Genomic DNA, 17,089 nt, shown 5'->3' on the forward strand with positions numbered 1-17,089 from the left:
GGGTCAGCAGACGCTCTCCGGCTCCTCCTCCGCGGTGATCCCGCCCAGGTCCTCGGTGACCGAGAGCCCCGGTCCCGTCGCGTCGCCCTTGAAACCGCTCCAGTCCGGGCCGATGACCAGCTCCAGGGTCCCGGTCAGCCCGGAGGCCTCCTCGGTGACCGCGTTCTCCAGCGACTTCGCCAGCAGGTCGGCGGCGGCCTCCTGGCCGGTCGCGTAGTAGACGGTCGTGACCGAGGGGAAGCGCACCTCGGGGTTGCCCGTGCCGGTGACCACGTAGCCGTCGGAGGTCAACCGATCGGCGGCCTGGCCGGCCAGGCCCTCGATGTCGGTCCCGTTGAGCACCTGCACGGAGGTCTCGGCGGGAGCGGGCGCCGCGGGCGCGTCATCGCTCTCCTCCTTCTCCTCCTCGCCGACGTCGGAGAGGTCCGTTCCGGAGTTGATCGCCTGGAAGAGCTCGGTGGCCGCCGGCTCGCTGAGCGCCAACCGGTTGGGGTCGGCCGGGTGCTGACCGTTGGGCACGGTGACGAACTGGACCTTCTTCAGATCGACCTCGCGCATGGAGATCGCGAGGTCGGTCATCGTGTCGATGGTGAGCCCGTCGTCGGTGGTGACCGAATCGGTGACCGCGCCCAGGAAGTTGGTGATCGTCAGCGGGCTGGTCATCACCTCGCTGCTGAGGACCTGGCGCAGCATGGCGCCCATGAACTGCTGCTGGCGCTCGATGCGGGACAGGTCGCTGCCGTCGCCCTGTCCGTACCGGGAGCGCACGTACCCGAGGGACTGCTCGCCGTCGAGGGTCTGCTCACCGGCTTCGAGCGTCAGGTGGGCCTTGGGGTCGTCGATCGGCCCGGGGATGCACATGTCGACGCCGCCGAGGGCGTCCACCATGTCCTTGAACCCGGTGAAGTCCATCATCACGAAGTGGTCCAGGTGCACCTCGGTGACCTGCTCGACCGCGTTCCACTGGCAGCCCACGCCGCCGAAGGTCATCGCCGAGTTGATCATGCCGCTCTGGGCGACCATCCCCTCGTAACCCTCGGTCGCCTCACAGCCGGGCAGGTCCACGACCAGGTCGCGGGGCAGGTTGACCATGGTGACGGTGCCGTTGTCGACGTTGATGCTGGCGATGAGCATCATGTCGGGGCGCGCGCCCTCGACCACCCCGTAGTTGGCGTTCTCCCCCGAGCGCACGTCGGAACCGATGACGAGCAGGTTCATCACGCCCTCGACGCTGGTGGGCCGGTCCCACTCGTCGGTGTCGACCTGCGTCGTGGTGATGTTGTTGACGATGCCCTGGTACCACATGTAGCCGCCCAGGCTCGCCATGATCGACAGCGCGGTGACGGCACAGGCGACCCACTGGCCCGCGGACAACCGGATGGTGTCGAGCACGCCGGCGGGGCGGGGGGCGGAACGTTTTCCAGCCATGCGAACCTTCGAGGGTGCGGTGAGGCCCGGGAGGGAGCGGACGCGCGGCGCCCGATGAGGGGGTTCACGACCGTCCCGGCACGATGTGACCGAATTCGGATGCTAACAGCACCGGAGGTGCCGTGAATCCACTCGTGACCTGGGTCGGTACCTCAGAAACGGACGGAGACGGTACCGGCGGCACGGTCGTGCAGCCCGCGGGTGTCGCGATCGTAGATGACGGCGGGGATGACCAGGCAGAGCAGGAGGGTGCGAACGGTCATCGACACGAACCACGGCCAGGAGCGCTCTCCGGTGGCCTTGACGCCGACCCCGACGAGGCGGCGGCCGACCGAGGTGCCGAACAGGGTGAGCAGCAGGATGTTCGACACCGCGAACACGACCATCGCCATGTTGCTGATCAGGGTCGTGGCCTGCTGCTCGTCGGTGACACCCGCGCCGATGAGGCCCGCGCGGTACAGTCCCCAGGCGATGAGCAGGGCGAGCGTCCAGTCCAGGATCAGCCCCACGAGGCGACGGCCGACGCCGGGCACCGATCCGGAGCCGTTCTCGGGCAGGCCGAGCCGGTTGCCCCGGTATCGGAAGTCGTCGGTCGCGGCCGCTCCGCCCCTGTCGTCGCTCATGTCCTCAACGGTAGCGACCCTCGTGAGCGTTTCCGACCCGCCCCACCCGTCATCCCGGGGCCTTCGGGCACGCCCCTCCCCGAGCCGTCGCCCTCGACGGGGCGTCCGGGCGCGGTTCCCGGGCGAACACGACCGACTCCACCGGAACGGTGGCGCGGAACACATTCGACTTCCCTGATGTCCGGTTTTCGCCCTGAACACGGTGGAATCACCGGGTCAGGCGGGGTGGTCTGCGAAAACACCGGGCTCCGTAACATACAGGAAACAATGGAGACATGGCACGGAAATCACCCGCTCCTAGCTTCGACACCGAAGCCGGGAGACGCCGCGATGGTCCGACGTGGCCGCGATGGAGCGGGCGCGGACCCGTCGTCTCAGCCACCTGCACGGAGGTTCGTTTTGTTCAGCAGCGTCGACGAGGTGCTCGCTTTCATCCGAGATGAGGACGTCAAGTTCCTCGACGTCCGTTTCACGGACCTGTTCGGAGGCGTGAACCACGTTACCCTCCCGACCGAGAACGTCGACGCCTCGACGTTCACCGACGGTCAGATGTTCGACGGTTCGTCGATCCGTGGCTTCCAGGCCATCCACGAGTCCGACATGCTGCTGCTCCCCGACCTGAGCACCGGCGTCCTGGACCCGTTCCGCAAGTACAAGACGCTGAACATGACGTTCTTCGTCCACGACCCGCTCACCCTGGAGTCGTACAGCCGCGACCCGCGCAACGTCGCCCGCAAGGCCGAGGCGTTCCTGCGCGGCTCCGGTGTCGCCGACACCGCCTTCTTCGGCCCCGAGGCCGAGTTCTACATCTTCGACGACGTCAAGTTCGAGACCCGGTCCAACACCGGTTTCTACGAGATCGACTCCATCGAGGGCGCCTGGAACACCGGCTCGGCCCTCGAAGGCGGCAACCGCGGCTACCGCCCCCGGTACAAGGGCGGCTACTTCCCCGTCGAGCCGGTCGACCACTACAGCGACCTGCGCTCCACCATGGTCCGCACGCTCATCGAGTCGGGCATCGAGGTCGAGCTCCAGCACCACGAGGTCGGCACCGCCGGCCAGGCCGAGATCGGCATCAAGTTCGGCACGCTGCTCCAGCAGGCCGACCGCGTGCAGCTGTACAAGTACATCGTCAAGAACGTCGCCAACGAGGCGGGCAAGACGGCGACCTTCATGCCCAAGCCGCTGTTCGGTGACAACGGCTCCGGCATGCACTGCCACCAGAGCCTGTGGAAGGACGGCGAGCCGCTGTTCTTCGACGAGTCCGGCTACGGTCAGCTCTCCGACACGGCCCGCTACTACATCGGCGGTCTGCTCAAGCACGCCCCGGCGCTGCTCGCCTTCACCAACCCGACGGTGAACTCCTACCACCGCCTGGTGCCCGGCTACGAGGCCCCGATCAACCTGGTCTACAGCCAGCGCAACCGCTCCGCGTGCATCCGCCTGCCGCTGACCGGCTCCAACCCCAAGGCCAAGCGCATCGAGTTCCGCGTGCCGGACCCGTCGGCCAACCCGTACCTGGCCTTCTCCGCCATGCTGATGGCCGGCGTCGACGGCATCAAGAACAAGATCGAGCCGCCGGAGCCCATCGACAAGGACCTGTACGAGCTGCCCCCGGCCGAGGCCAAGGCCATCAAGACCGTCCCGGCCTCGCTGGACGACGCGCTCAACGCGGTGGAGGAGGACCACGAGTTCCTCCTGGAGGGCGGTGTGTTCACCAAGGACCTCCTGGAGACCTACGTGGACTTCAAGCGCACCGAGGAGATCGACTCCCTGCGTCTGCGTCCCCACCCGCGCGAATTCGAGCTCTACTACGACATCTAGGTCGTAGGCACAGCTCCTCGGAGTGACGCGCCCGGTGGGCGCGCCCTCCTCCTCGGGGCCGGTATCCGCTCGGATACCGGCCCCGAACCGGTTCCGGACCATCCCCTGGCGAACCCAACGGCGGGAGCGTGTGGAGGTGTTCCGGCCCGCCACCGTGCGGTCCACCATCGGCCGTGCGGCTACCGTTGACGCGTGGCAAGGGACGGAAGAGACACCATGACGGCAGGCGCGCTCGCTCGGCGCGGGTTCAGTGACAGTCCGCGGGCTCTACGGCTGCTGTCGGGGGCGGGGCTGGACGCCTCCTCCGACACGGTCGTCATCGACTCCCTGGGGGCGGCCCCCGATCCCGATCAGGCCCTGCTGGGGCTGATACGGATCCTGGAGACCGACCCCGACCCGGCGGGGCTGCTCGACGACCTGCGCGAGGACCCCGCCCTGCGGGACCGCCTGTGCCGGGTCCTGGGCACGGGAACCGCCCTCACCGACCACCTCGTGCGCCACCCCGGCGACTGGCGGGAGCTGCGCGGCGCCGACGCCGCCCGCACACCCGAACCGGAGGAGCTGCGCCGAGGGCTGATGCACACCGTGGGCGCCGACCCCTACGCGTCCACCCCCGTCGCCGCGCTCTCCGACGCCGACCCGCGCCATGCGCTGCGCGTCGCCTACCGCCGCCGGGTCCTGCGGCTGGCCGGGCGCGACCTGACCGGCCTGGTCAGCATGGAGGCCGTCGCCGCGGAGCTGTCCGACCTGGCCGCGGCCCTACTGGACGCCGCCCTGGCGGTGGCCCGCGCCGAACACCCCGAGGACGCCGCCCGGTGCCGGTTGGCGGTCATCGGCATGGGCAAGTGCGGCGGCCGCGAGCTCAACTACGTCAGCGACGTGGACGTCGTGTTCGTCGCCGAACCCGCCGAGGTCCCCGAGGGCGACGAACCGGTGGACGACCAGGCGGCGATGCGCTCGGCGACCCGGTTGGCCACCGCCATGATGCGGGTGCCCGTCGAGACCGACGCCGAGGGCACCCTGTGGGAGGTCGACCCCGCGCTGCGCCCCGAGGGCAAGAACGGACCGCTGGTGCGGCCCCTGGCGGGGCACCGCGCCTACTACGAGCGCTGGGCCAAGACCTGGGAGTTCCAGGCCCTGCTCAAGGCGCGCCCCATCGCCGGGGACGCCGAGCTGGGCAGGGCGTACATGGAGGTCATCACCCCCATGGTGTGGCAGGCCTCGTCCCGCAAGGACTTCGTCGAGGACGTCCAGGCGATGCGCCGCCGGGTCCTGGAGCACATCCCCGCCGACCAGACCGACCGGGAGCTCAAACTGGGCCCGGGCGGGCTGCGCGACATCGAGTTCTCCGTGCAGCTGCTCCAACTGGTGCACGGGCGCGCCGACGACCGGCTGCGCTCGGGTACCACCCTGGTGGCCCTGACCTCCCTGTCCGAACACGGGTACGTGGGCCGGCAGGACGCGGTCGGGCTCGCCGACGCCTACCGGTTCCTGCGCCGCCTGGAGCACCTGTTGCAGTTGCGGCGGCTGCGCCGCACCCACCTGATGCCCGCCGCCGACAGCGCCGACGCGCAGTCGGAGCTGCGCCTGCTGGGCCGGGCCCTGGGGTTCACCGCCGACCCGGTGCGGGAGCTGACCGAGGCGCGCCGACGGGTCGCCGCCGAGGTGCGCCGCCTGCACGAGAAGCTGTTCTACCGTCCGTTGCTCAACGCCGTGGCCAAACTGCCCGGTGAGGAGGCGCGCCTGTCCCCCGAGCAGGCCCGGGACCGGCTGGAGGCCCTCGGATTCGCCGACCCGGCCGGGGCACTGCGCCATCTGGAGTCGCTCACCTCCGGGGTGTCGCGACGCGCCGCCATACAACGCACCCTGTTGCCCGTGATGCTGGGCTGGTTCTCCGACTCCCCCGACCCCGACGCCGGACTGCTCGGGTTCCGTCAGGTCAGCGAGGCGCTGGGGACCACACCGTGGTACCTGAGGCTGCTGCGCGATGACGTGCGGGTCGCCGAGCGCATGGCGTGGCTGCTGGGCACCAGCCGTTACGTCACCGAACTGCTGCTGCGCGCCCCCGAGGCGGTGGCGATGCTCGCCGACGACTCCGACCTGGTACGCCGCGATCCCAAGGTCCTGGCCACCGAGGCCGACGCGGCCCTGCGCCGCTACGACACCGCCGAGGAGTCGGTGTCGGCGGTGCGGGCGCTGCGCCGCCGCGAACTGCTGCGCACCGCCGCCGCCGACCTGTTGGAGGTCTCCAACGTCCAGGAGGTCGGCGCGGCGCTCACCGACATCGCCGCGGTGACCATCGACGCCGCCCTGCGCGTGGCCGCCGCCCGGGTCCTGGAGTCCGAGGGCGAGTCGCTGACCCGGGTGTGCGTGATCGCGATGGGCCGCTTCGGCGGCGGCGAGCTGACCTACGCCAGCGACGCCGACGTGATGTACGTGCACTCGCCGCTGCCCGGGGTGGACGGCACCAAGGCGACCCGGCAGGCCATGGCGATCGTTCGGGAACTGGCGCGGCTGCTGGAGATGCCCGCCGCCGAACCGCCGTTGAAGGTCGACACCGATCTGCGCCCGGAGGGCAAGAGCGGACCGGTGGTGCGCACTCTGGACTCCTACGCCGCCTACTACGGTCGCTGGTCCCAGGTGTGGGAGAGCCAGGCACTGCTGCGGGCCCGGCCGGTGGCCGGCGACCCGGAGCTGCGCACGGCGTTCACGGCGCTCATCGACCCGATCCGTTACCCGTTGGGCGGCGTCGACGCCTCGGCGGTGCTGGAGATCCGCAAGCTCAAGGCCCGGATGGAGGCCGAACGGCTGCCGCGCGGCGCCGACCCCACCCTGCACACCAAGCTGGGACGCGGCGGGTTGTCGGACGTGGAATGGGTGGTGCAGCTGATCCAGTTGCGGCACGCCCACGAGTACCCGGACCTGCGCACCACCGGCACCCTGGAGGCGTTGGGGGTGGCGGTCGCCCACGGGCTCCTGACCGCCGACGACGGCGCCGTCCTGGAACAGGCCTGGCGGTTGGCCTCGCGGGTGCGCGGCATGGTGATGCTGGTGCGCGGCCGGAGCGGCGACTCCCTGCCCTCCGACCTGCGGATCCGTGCGGCGCTGGCCAACGCCATGGGCTGCCGCAGCACCCAGGACGAGGAGGGCGTGTGGGAAGGGCCCGCCGAACAGTTGACGGAGGCCTACCTGCGCACGACGCGCCGGGCGCGGGCCGTGATGGAGCGGGTCTTCTACGACGACTGAGCGCGGCCGGGCAGGCGCACCGTGACGGTGAGCCCTCCCCCTTCGCGCGGGGTGACGTCGAGCGCCCCCTCGTGGACGTCGACGACCCTGGCGACCAGGGGCAGGCCCAGGCCGTACCCGTCCCCGTCGCGTCGGGTGCGGCCCTCACCGCGCAGGAAGGGTTCGGTGAGCCGGGCCGCCCCCTCGGCGGTGTGCGCGGTCCCGGTGTTGGTGATCCGCAGTAGGGCCGAGCCGTCGCGGTCGCGGCCGACCGTGACCGACGCGTTCCCGCCCCGGACGTTGTGGCGGACGGCGTTGCGCACCAGGTTGTCGGTCAGGCGCAGGAGCAGCTCGTCGTCGCCGAGCACCGGGGCCGGGAAGGCCGTGAGGTCCAGGGCGACGTCGCGCTCGCGGGCCTCCTCCTCCGCGTCGGCGACGGCGCGGCGGGCGATGCCCGCCAGGTCCACGGGGACGGACGCCGCGGTCACGGCGTCGACGTCGGCCAAGCGCAGCAGCGCCTCGGTGAGTCCGACCGCCCGGGCGTTGACCGCGCCCAACCGTTCCAGCAGCACGGTGTGGTCGTGGCCGGGGTCGCGGCGGGCGACGTCGATCATGGTGGCGGTGATCGCCAGCGGGGTGCGCAGCTCGTGGGAGGCGTTGGCGGCGAACCGCTCCTGGGCGGCGAAGGCGTCCTGGAGCCGGTCGAGCATGTGGTCGAAGGCGTCGGCGAGACGTCGGAACTCGTCGTCGGGGCCGGTCGGGTGGATCCGGTGATCCAGCCGGCCGGCGGCGACGACGCGGACCGCCGCGTCGATGCGGTGCAGGGGGCGCAGCACCCATCCGGCCAGGAACCAGCCACCGGTCAGGCCGATCACGGCGAGCGCCGCCAGCACCCACAGGGAGATCTCCACCAGTACCCTCAGGATCTCCCCTCGGGCGGTGATGGAGACCTGATCGCGCAGGCTGGGATCGTCGGTGGTCAGCGGGTAGGGAGGGATGAACCGCACGACGACGTACACCCCGACCAGGACCGCCAGTCCGGCCACGACCAGGAACACGGCGTAGCCCAGGGTGAGCCGCGACCGGGCGCTGATCCGCACCCCGGGGCGCCGGTTCACCGTTCCTCCCCGGGGTCGACGAGGCGGTACCCGACGCCCGGGACGGTGATGATGGGGTCGGGGTCGCCCAGCGCCTTGCGCAGGTGGGACACCGTGACCCGGGGCGCGCTGGTGAAGGGGTCGGTGTGCTCGTCCCACACCTTCTCCAGCAGGGTCTCGGCGGTGACCACCGCCCCGTCCGCACGCATGAGCAGTTCCAGGACGGCGAACCGCTTGCGGGGCAGACGCAGGGGCCGGCCGGCCCGGTGGGCCTCGCGCCGGTAGGGATCCAGGCGCAGGTCGCCGACCCGCAGGACGGGATCGACGGCGGCGGCGGGACGGCGGGCCAGCGCGCGCAGGCGCATCACCAGTTCCTCCAGCGCGAACGGTTTGGTGAGGTAGTCGTCGGCGCCCAGGGTGAACCCGTCGACCTTGTCGCGGAGCCGTCCGGCGGCGGTGAGCATGAGCACCCGGGTGCCGGGGTGGTCGCGGACCAGGACGGCGCACACGTCGTCTCCGTGCACACCGGGGATGTCGCGGTCCAGGACGACGGCGTCGTAGTCGTTGACCGCGATCCGTTCCAGCGCCTCGTCGCCGTCCAGGGCGATGTCGACGGCGATGGTCTCCTGACGCAGCCCCGTCTGGAGGGCCTCGGCCATGAAGGGTTCGTCCTCGACGACCAGTACGCGCATGGATGTCCCCCGTTCGGCGGGCCGCTCCCCCGGCGGTCCGGATCCGAGTCTAGGAGGACACCGTGTTGCGCGAGTGTTGCGCGATCGTCCGACACGGGCGCAACACCCCTCCTGGTGGCCTGGGACCCGTCGACCGGGCACGGGCCCGGTTCCGGAGCGAGGGGGAGACCGTGGGCGCATCGCGTCGGTTCGCGGCGATCGCCGCCGTGGCGGCCGTGCTGGTGTCGGGTGGTTGTGCGGTCGGGACCGCGGAGGGCCCCGCGGGGGACGCCGGCGGGGAGGGGGCCACGGTGTCGCGGACGCCGGTGACCCGGTTCACGCCGCTGACCGAGGACGACGGGTACGTGCCGGAGGGCGAGGGGCTCGACGTCGACGCGGACGTGCCCGCCTTGACGGGCCTGGACGCGGATCTGCTGGCGGCGGTGCGCGAGGCGGCCGAGGCCGCGGAGGCCGCCGGGGTCGAGGAGGTGGTGGTGATCAGCGGCTGGCGCAGCGAGCGGTACCAGGAGTTCCTGTGGGACGCGGCGGTGGACCTGTACGCGAGCGAGGAGGAGGCCCGCCGGTGGGTGGCGTCCCCGGAGGGGTCCGCCCACGTCACCGGGGAGGCGGTGGACATCGGCCGTACCGAGGCCGCCTACTGGTTCTCACGGTTCGGCGGCGAGTACGGGCTGTGTCAGACCTACGCCAACGAGGTGTGGCACTACGAGCTGGTGGTCGAACCGGGCGAGGAGTGTCCCCCTCCGGCCGACGACGCCTCGGTGAGGCGATGAGGGGACAGGGGACCCGGTGAACCGCCGGTCCCGACCCGGACGGGGGGGCGCCCCCGCGCCGAAGGAGGAGGGAGCGCGGGGGCACCGGTATCGAGGGGAGGATCAGCCGTTGTTCCAGGTGACGCTGGCGGCGGGGCCGATCCGGTTGGACCCCGACTCCCACTGCGCGTTCCCGGAGCCGTCGACCTTGACGAGCTTCCACTCGGTGTCGGCTCCGATGGTCACCGTGCCGGCCCAGGTGGGGTAGGTGGTGGCGTCGGTGGACAGTTTCACGCCCTGGTGCGGGTTCCAGGACCCGAGCGCCGGGGTGGAGCCGACCACGTACACCTCCTGTCCCCAGTTCGTGTAGACCACGGCGGAGAGCTCGCCGCCGGGGACGACCGGGTCGGTGCCGCCGCAGTCGTCCTCGCACTCGCCGTCGACGTGCAGGGCCACGGCGCCGTTCGCGGGCACCTGGACGGTGACCCGACCCCCGGAGACGGTGGCGGTGCCGCCGCCGGCGGCGTTGTCGTAGGTGCCGTCGGGCAGTGAGGTGTCGGCGGTCAGGCTCCAGGCGCTCCCGGTGGCGTTGAACGCGGCGAACCCGCGGGAGCCCCGGTCGAAGGCGAGGCGGCCGTTGCCGTCGGTGGCCCGCTGGGTCAGCCCGGCGTTCCCCGCGGAGGCGCGGAAGGCGGCCATGCCCGCGACGGTGGGGTGGCGGTGGGAGCAGACCCACTCACCGGTGGAGCAGTCGGTGTCCTCGGTGATCCAGCCCGCCGGGTTGCCCCCGACGGCGCCGATGTTGGGCGGGCCCTCGGTGACGTTGGTGCCGAAGTCGTAGCCGGCGGTCACCACGGGGGTGCCGTAGGGGTGGGCCAGCATGAACGCGGTCGCCAGGTGGTAGCGGTCCCCGTCCTTGTAGGTGAGGGTCGGGTGGTAGCGCTGGGTGTCGTGGTTGTCGATGAACACCGTGGCCTGGTCGGAGGTCAGGCCACCGTGGTTCGGGATCTGGGCGAGCCCGGAGATGTTCCCGTCCTTGAACTTCCCGGCCAGGTCGCGCTGGTAGTCGAAGTTGGTGACCTCGCCGTAGGGGGCGTAGGCGGTGTAGGGGACGGTGGCGTCGCCGTAGACCTCGTGGAAGACGCGCGGGGTGCCGCCGAAGCCGGGCACCGTGTTCAGGTCTCCGAAGATGTCGGCGATGTGCGCCTCGGGGACGTGTTTGGCGGCGTCCACCCGGAAGCCGCCGACCCCGAGGTCGACGAGCCCGTTGAGGTAGCGCTTGATCTGGTCACGGACCCGCGGGTCGGCGGTGTTGAGGTCGGCCAGACCCACCAGCTGGCAGTTCTGGACCTCCTCCTTGTCGTTCCAGTTCGCGATCTCCTCGTAGCAGGGTCCGAAGTCCGCGTGGGAGTAGCCGGCGGTGCCGTCGCCGAAGAGATCGGGGTGGTCGTACTTGGCCCACGCGGTGCCGGCGCTGCCCACACCGTCGCCGTCACCGGTCATGTGGTTGACGATGGCGTCGACGTAGATGCGCACGCCGTTGTCGCGGCAGGTCGCGACCATGTCGGCGAACTCCTCGGCGGTGCCGCGCCGGGTGTTGTCGAGCTTGTAGGAGACCGGCTGGTAGTCCTGCCACCAGGGGTGGTTGCCGCCTTCGGCGAAGGGGATGACGACGTGTTCCTGGGGCGGGGAGACCTGGACCCCGGAGAAACCGTTGGGGCCGAGGAACTCCTCGCATTCGGTGGCGACGGAGTTCCAGTTCCACTGGAAGAGCTGGACGAGGGTCTCGTCGTTGGGGGTGACCGGGGCGGCGCCCGCCTCAGCGGGGACGGGCAGGGGTGCCGCGGACGCGGGGAGGGCGGCCAGTGGCAGAAGAAGGAGGGTCGCGGCGGCGGCCGCTCGGAGGGGGGTGCGTCGGTGCATCGGCGCTCCTGGTTCACTTGTGCGGAGGTCGCGCATGCTCTTGCGATAAACGCAAGATTTTGCGTGATGCCGAGCACATTACCGACCCGTGTCGGCTTTGTGAATACACCTGAACCCGCGCGTAAAAAAGGGACTCGGTCCCCGGGCCGGCGAGGAACGGTGCCGATTCCAGCGCGTGACGGCCCGTCACCGGGGTGGATCGCGCAAGAAGTTGCGTCACCCGGCAAAGCGAAAGGCCGGCGGGGCGCGGATCACGGGTTCCGCACCACCACCGGCCTCGAAGGGGACGTCGCCCCTCGGTTCTCGGGTGTTCCTGTGAACCTCCGCTGCGCTTCGGTTCGTGCGAGGGCGCCCGAAGGACGGGACCTAGCCCCAGAAGACGGCGACACCGATGTTGACGATGGCGAGCACGCCGGCGATGATCGCCAGGTTCTTGGCGGGCCTGCGCAGGTTGAGCACACCCAGGACCACGATGGCCAGCGCGATCACGAGCTTGACCGCGACCTTGATGTGGTCCGGGTCGTAGAGGTCGGCCATCTCGGCCACGCCCACCAGGGCCAGGCCGGTGACGAACTGGAGGAGGGAGCTGTGCAGCAGGACCTTGGGGGATTTGGGATGGTCGGTCATCAGCTGCATGAGGAAGCCCGCGATGATGCCGGCGAGCCCGAGCATGTGCAGGAAGACGAGCGCGGAGTAGAAGATGTCCATGCGACTAGAGTACTACCGCGCGTAGTACTCGAATGCTTTTTACTGACACCCTGACGTAACGATCGGGTGGACTTCACCGCGTCCCGACACGACGCCGCCACACCGTCCATCCCAGCCCCACCAACAGCACCGCCCCCGCCATCCGGGCCAGGGCCCCGCCGTTCATCGCCTCCGACATCCGCGACATCACCGTCGGGGAGGCCACCACCACCGTGTCGCTGGCGCACGCCGTCGGGTCGGCGTCCCGCTCCAGCAACAGGCAGGCGGTGCTCATCAACCGCTCCGTCCCCTCGGTGTCCTCGCCCACCCGCACCCGCACGGTGTAGACCTGCTCCCCGCCCGCCGGCACGTCGACCCGCCAGTTGACGATGCCGCCCGCCAGGACGCCCTCGCCGTCCACCTCGACCACCTCCAAGTCGTCGGGCACGTGCTGGGCCAGGTGGGCGCCGCGCACCTCCCCCTCCGGGTCGCCGTTGGCCACCGTCGTCCGCAGCACCACCTCGTGTCCGGGCAGCGGCGTCCCCCCGCCCTCCGCCACCAGGGAGAGGCCGACGAAGGCCTCCTGCCCCGGCGCCGCCGCGGACGGGTCCGCCTCCGCTCCCTCCCGGACGGGGTCCGCGAGCGCCGCCGGGGCGACGGCCAGGAGGCCCGCCCCCACCAACGCGGCCACCCCGGTGGCCCGCCACCGACCGCGTCGATCGTCCTCGATGTTCACCATCATCCGAGTCCTCCGTCCGTACGGATCCGACACGGATCAAGCCAACTATGAGTAAGTGTCCGATCGCCTTGAGTGACACGCCCGAAGTGCCCCTCCATCCGCTCGACGAGCCCCCCGAACCCGACTAAGGCGCCCGTGCCCGCCTAAGACCACGAGAACACCCGGAAGCGGGGATTTCTCCCGATGCGCCCTCCCTCGCCTCAGACCGATCGTGGAGGTGAAGGCGGCGGGCGTACCCCGTCGCCGCCCCTCAGAAGGAGGAGACCGTGTACCACGAGGCCCTGTTCCCGACCCACGCCCGATCCCTGACCGAGGAGGACGTCCGCCGCATCGCGCACCGCGCCGCCGCCCGTGCGGCGCGGGCCAGGGCACGCGCCGAACGCCGCACCGCGCGTCGTGCCGAACGCCGGAGGCGCCGCGAGCGGGATCCGCGCTCCTCCGACCGCGCCGCTTGAACCGATGGGGACGAGGGTGCCCACGGCCCTTCTCCCGGCGGCGTTGCGCACACCCACCGCCGCCGCACCGACGGCGTCCCCCGCGCCGGCCGCCGCCGACCCGCCGGTCCGGCGAGGTCCCGACCGGTTCCGCGACCCGCCCCGGACCATGGTCGCCCGGATCGCCGCCGAGCGTTCCGGGGGGTCCGGAACCGGCCCGCGCTCAGGGCGGACCCGTGATGTCTCAGACGCGACCCCGATCCGCCGGGGTCGGGCCCCCGATGTCTTAGACACGGTCCGCGGCGTGCCGGACGCCCCCTGCGGAAACAGGGTTTTCTCCCGATGCGGAGGTGGGGTTCTCAGCGGGATCGTGGAGTCGTCGGTGAGGGACACCGACGGACACCACCGCTTCGAGGAGCACCCCGTGATGAACACCGAACTACTCGGTCGGACCGCCCGCGCCATGCACGAGGAGCGTCTGCGCGACGCCGGGATCCGACGTGAGGCCGCGCGTCGCCGCGACGAGGCCCGCGACCGGGCCAAGGTCGAGAACACCGGTGGGAAGGGGCGTTTCGGCCGGGCCGCCTAAGGCGTGTTCCGGCCCGCCCCCGCGTAATTTCCCGACAAAGTCATACGAGGTTGGCATAATGAGCGATATGCCCCTTCTTGTCGACAACGGGTCGGTGTTCATCGGCCGTGAGGCCGAGCTTCGCGCCTTGAGCGACCACGCCCACCGCACCCGCACCTCCACCCCCGGCATGGTCCTCGTCGGCGGTGACGCGGGCGTCGGCAAGAGTCGGCTCATCAGCGAGTTCGCCGCCACCCTCCCGCAGGGCGCGGTGTACGTCGGCGCCTGTCTCCAACTCGGCGGCGACGGCCTGGCCTACGCACCCTTCACCGCGATACTGCGCCAGCTCCTGCGCGCACACGGGCCCGAGATCTTCACGGCGGCCGCCCCCGGCGGTACCGGCGAACTCGCCCGTCTCCTTCCCGAACTGGGCGAACTCTCCATCGGCCGGCCCGAGAACCGGGGCATCCTCTTCGAACAGGTCCTGCGCCTGCTGCACCACAGCGCCGGCGACACCGGCGTCACCTTCGTCCTCGAAGACCTGCACTGGTCCGACAGCGCCACCCGCGACCTGCTCGTCTTCCTCATCCGCAACCTCGAACTCCCCGGTGTGCAGATCGTCGCCACCTACCGCAGCGACGACCTGCACCGGTCCCACCCGCTGCGCCGGCTGCTCCCCGAACTCGAACGCGTCCCCGGCGTCACGTCACTGCGTCTGGCCCCGCTCACCCTCACCGAGACCGGCGACCACGCCACCGCCCTGCGCGGCGGCCGCCCCCTCTCGCCGCACGACCTCGAAGAGCTCTACCGGCGCACCGAGGGCGTCCCCCTGTTCGTGGAGTCCCTGGCCACCGCTCCCGCCACCGAGGACGACGTGTCCGACCGGTTCCGCGACCTGCTCCTGGAACCCCTCCACCGGTTCGACGACACCGCCCGGGCCGTCCTGCGCACGGCGTCGGTGGGAGCCGTCTCCGGCGGCATCGACCACGAAGTGCTGCGCCACGCCGCCGACCTGCCCGACCGCGACCTCGAAACCGCCCTGCACACCCTGGTCGACGCCAACGTCCTCAAGGTCCACGGCGACGGCTACCGGTTCCGGCACGCCCTGCTGCGCGACGCCGTCCACGGTGAACTCCTCCCCGGCCCGCACACCCGCCTGCACCTGCGCTTCGCCCTGCTCATCGACGAACGGCCCGACCTGTTCCCCTTCGACCGGCGCGCCGCCGAGGAGGCCCACCACTACATGGCCGCCCGGGAACTGCCCCAGGCGCTGGAGTCGGCCTGGTGGGCCGCCGTCCGCGCCGGCGACATCCTCGCCTACAGCGAGGAACTCGACATGCTGGAACGGGTCCTGTCCCTGTGGGACAAGGTGCCCGACGCCCACGAACGCGTCCAGGGGCAGACCTGGGCCGAGGTCGTCTCCCGGGCCGCCGGGGCCGCCGTGGAGGCCGGGCGCGACCGCCGCGCCCTCGAACTCGCCGACGAGGCCCTGGCCACCCTCCCCGAGACGCCCTCCGACGAGCACACCCGCGCCGTCAAGGCCACCCTGCTGCGCCGCCGCGGCCTGGCCCGCGCCCTGAGCACCTGCGGCGGAGGCATCACCGACCTCGTCAAGGCCCTGGAACTGCACCCGCCCCACATGCCGGGCTACGCCCCGCTGCTGTCCACCCTGGCCCGCGAGAGCCTGCGCCACCGCGCCGACCGCGTCGTCCCACCCGACCAGGAGCAACTGCGGGACCTGCGCGAGGCGGGCTACTCGGCCCGCGAACTCGCCGAGAAGGCCATCGCCCTGGCCGAGACCGCCGAGCCCGCGGACCGGTGCGCGGCCGCCGACGCCCGCATCACCCTGGGCAGCCTCCACATCGGCGACGGCGACATGGACCGGGGGCGCCCGCTCATCGAGGAGGGCATGGAGATCGCCGCGAAGCTCTCCCAACCCTCCCTCCAGGCCCGCGGCGCCGGCAACCTCGGACACTTCCTCCGCGAACTGGGCCGCCACGAGGAGGGGCTGCGGGTCCTGGAGGAGTCCCTGGCCCGCCACGAGGAGATGGGCTGGGCCTCGGTCCACAAGACGTTCAACCACCAGAACCGCGCCGAGATCCACTTCGAGCTCGGCGACCTGCGCCAGGCCCGCGAGATCTGCGAGATGATCCTGCGCACCCGCGCCACCGTCAAGGACCGCTCCTACGTGGACGCGGTACTGGCCCGCAGCGCCGCCGCCACGGGGGACCTGGAGACCGCGCGCAGGGTCTCCGGCTGGGCGCGCGAGGACCGAGTCCTGGACGCCCAGCGCATGAACGTCGTCCAACTGGACCTGCTGGCCAAACTGGAGACCGGTCTGGCCGAAGGTTCGGTGGACGCCGTGCTCGTCCTGTCCGAACGGGCCTTGGAACAGCTGGAGCTGGAGGCCTCGCGCGGCTACACCTGGCCCCTCGTCGACGTGATGGTCGAGGCCGCCCTCCGGGGGATCGAGCCCGGCCGCCCCGAGGAGACGGCGGCCCGCGCCCGCCGTGTCCTGATCCTGGCGGTGAAGGTCGTCGAGGCCATGAAGATCACCGGCACCCCCCAGCGCGCCCACCGGGCCCGCGTCCTGGCCGGGGCCGCCGAGATCGACGACACCGGAGCCGCCGAGCGGCTGGAGCTGTGGACCGAGGCGGTCACCGCGTGGGAGGCCACCCCCATGCCCCTGCACCTGGCCTCCGCTCGGCTGCGGGCCTCCGTCGCCGCGATGAACGCGGGCCACCGCGACCGGGCCCGCGACTGGGTGCGCGCCGCCCACGCGACCGCCGCCGACCTGGGCGCGGTCCCCCTGGCGGCGTCCGCCGCCGACCTGGCGCGCCGTATCGGCGTCGGCCCCACCGGCGATACGTCCGCCCCCGCGGCCCCGGCCGGACTGACCGCCCGCGAAGTGGAGGTCGCCCGGCTGCTCGCCGCCGGCGGCACCAACGCGCGCATCGCCGAGGAACTGTTCATCTCCACCAAGACCGCGAGCGTGCACGTGTCCAACATCCTGGCCAAGCTGGGCGTACCCAACCGCGCCACCGCCGGTGCCCGGCTGAGGGAGCTCGGTCTGGGCTGAGGTCCCGCTCCCCGCGGGGCC

Annotated in this window: 13 protein-coding genes; 6 read left to right on the forward strand and 7 right to left on the reverse strand. The window is 71.6% G+C overall.

Annotated elements, in window-relative coordinates; all coding sequences use genetic code 11:
* Positions 1-3: 3 nt before the first annotated feature.
* Both PWG71_RS21860 and PWG71_RS21865 read right to left on the reverse strand, forming a co-directional pair.
* Complete coding sequence (locus PWG71_RS21860; protein WP_274811804.1) at positions 4-1,428, reverse strand: LCP family protein; 1,425 nt, start codon at positions 1,426-1,428, stop codon at positions 4-6.
* Positions 1,429-1,580: 152 nt separating this feature from the next.
* On the reverse strand, positions 1,581-2,051 hold the full coding sequence (locus tag PWG71_RS21865; RefSeq protein ID WP_274811805.1) for an RDD family protein: 471 nt from the start codon (positions 2,049-2,051) through the stop codon (positions 1,581-1,583).
* A 399-nt stretch (positions 2,052-2,450) separates the two neighbouring features.
* Here PWG71_RS21865 and glnA point away from each other — a divergent pair, with 399 nt between their 5' ends.
* Complete coding sequence (glnA, locus tag PWG71_RS21870) at positions 2,451-3,875, forward strand: type I glutamate--ammonia ligase (protein ID WP_274811806.1); 1,425 nt, start codon at positions 2,451-2,453, stop codon at positions 3,873-3,875.
* Positions 3,876-4,091: 216 nt separating this feature from the next.
* Positions 4,092-7,121, forward strand: coding sequence for a bifunctional [glutamine synthetase] adenylyltransferase/[glutamine synthetase]-adenylyl-L-tyrosine phosphorylase (locus PWG71_RS21875; RefSeq protein ID WP_274811807.1), 3,030 nt, complete (start codon positions 4,092-4,094; stop codon positions 7,119-7,121).
* On the opposite strand, the gene PWG71_RS21880 is transcribed toward PWG71_RS21875, so the two are convergent.
* Positions 7,109-8,218: a sensor histidine kinase gene (locus PWG71_RS21880; protein WP_274811808.1), complete on the reverse strand. Its 1,110-nt coding sequence runs from the start codon at positions 8,216-8,218 to the stop codon at positions 7,109-7,111. The genes PWG71_RS21875 and PWG71_RS21880 overlap by 13 nt on opposite strands.
* Positions 8,215-8,889, reverse strand: a complete 675-nt coding sequence (locus PWG71_RS21885; protein ID WP_274811809.1) for a response regulator transcription factor — start codon at positions 8,887-8,889, stop codon at positions 8,215-8,217. The genes PWG71_RS21880 and PWG71_RS21885 overlap by 4 nt, the downstream gene beginning before the upstream one ends.
* A 170-nt stretch (positions 8,890-9,059) precedes the next feature.
* Between PWG71_RS21885 and PWG71_RS21890 the strand changes: the two genes are divergently transcribed.
* Complete coding sequence (locus PWG71_RS21890; RefSeq protein WP_274811810.1) at positions 9,060-9,659, forward strand: D-alanyl-D-alanine carboxypeptidase family protein; 600 nt, start codon at positions 9,060-9,062, stop codon at positions 9,657-9,659.
* A gap of 102 nt (positions 9,660-9,761) precedes the next feature.
* On the opposite strand, the gene PWG71_RS21895 is transcribed toward PWG71_RS21890, so the two are convergent.
* From PWG71_RS21895 to PWG71_RS21905, 3 genes are all read right to left on the reverse strand, one after another.
* Complete coding sequence (locus tag PWG71_RS21895) at positions 9,762-11,561, reverse strand: carbohydrate-binding module family 20 domain-containing protein (protein ID WP_274811811.1); 1,800 nt, start codon at positions 11,559-11,561, stop codon at positions 9,762-9,764.
* 366 nt (positions 11,562-11,927) lie between these two features.
* Positions 11,928-12,269 carry a hypothetical protein gene (locus PWG71_RS21900; RefSeq protein ID WP_274811812.1) on the reverse strand — a complete coding sequence of 114 codons (342 nt, stop codon included), beginning with the start codon at positions 12,267-12,269 and terminating at the stop codon, positions 11,928-11,930.
* A 73-nt stretch (positions 12,270-12,342) separates the two neighbouring features.
* Positions 12,343-12,990, reverse strand: coding sequence for a hypothetical protein (locus PWG71_RS21905; protein WP_274811813.1), 648 nt, complete (start codon positions 12,988-12,990; stop codon positions 12,343-12,345).
* 263 nt (positions 12,991-13,253) lie between these two features.
* Between PWG71_RS21905 and PWG71_RS21910 the strand changes: the two genes are divergently transcribed.
* The 3 genes from PWG71_RS21910 to PWG71_RS21920 all read left to right on the forward strand — a co-directional run bounded on the left by PWG71_RS21910 (position 13,254) and on the right by PWG71_RS21920 (position 17,068).
* Positions 13,254-13,442, forward strand: coding sequence for a hypothetical protein (locus tag PWG71_RS21910; protein WP_274811814.1), 189 nt, complete (start codon positions 13,254-13,256; stop codon positions 13,440-13,442).
* Between the two features lie 361 nt (positions 13,443-13,803).
* On the forward strand, positions 13,804-14,010 hold the full coding sequence (locus tag PWG71_RS21915) for a hypothetical protein (RefSeq protein WP_274811815.1): 207 nt from the start codon (positions 13,804-13,806) through the stop codon (positions 14,008-14,010).
* Between the two features lie 67 nt (positions 14,011-14,077).
* On the forward strand, positions 14,078-17,068 hold the full coding sequence (locus tag PWG71_RS21920) for a helix-turn-helix transcriptional regulator (RefSeq protein WP_342455999.1): 2,991 nt from the start codon (positions 14,078-14,080) through the stop codon (positions 17,066-17,068).
* The last annotated feature ends 21 nt before the right edge of the window (positions 17,069-17,089 follow it).

The sequence above is a fragment of the Nocardiopsis sp. N85 genome, assembly GCF_028882275.1.
Lineage (GTDB): Bacteria > Actinomycetota > Actinomycetes > Streptosporangiales > Streptosporangiaceae > Nocardiopsis > Nocardiopsis lambiniae.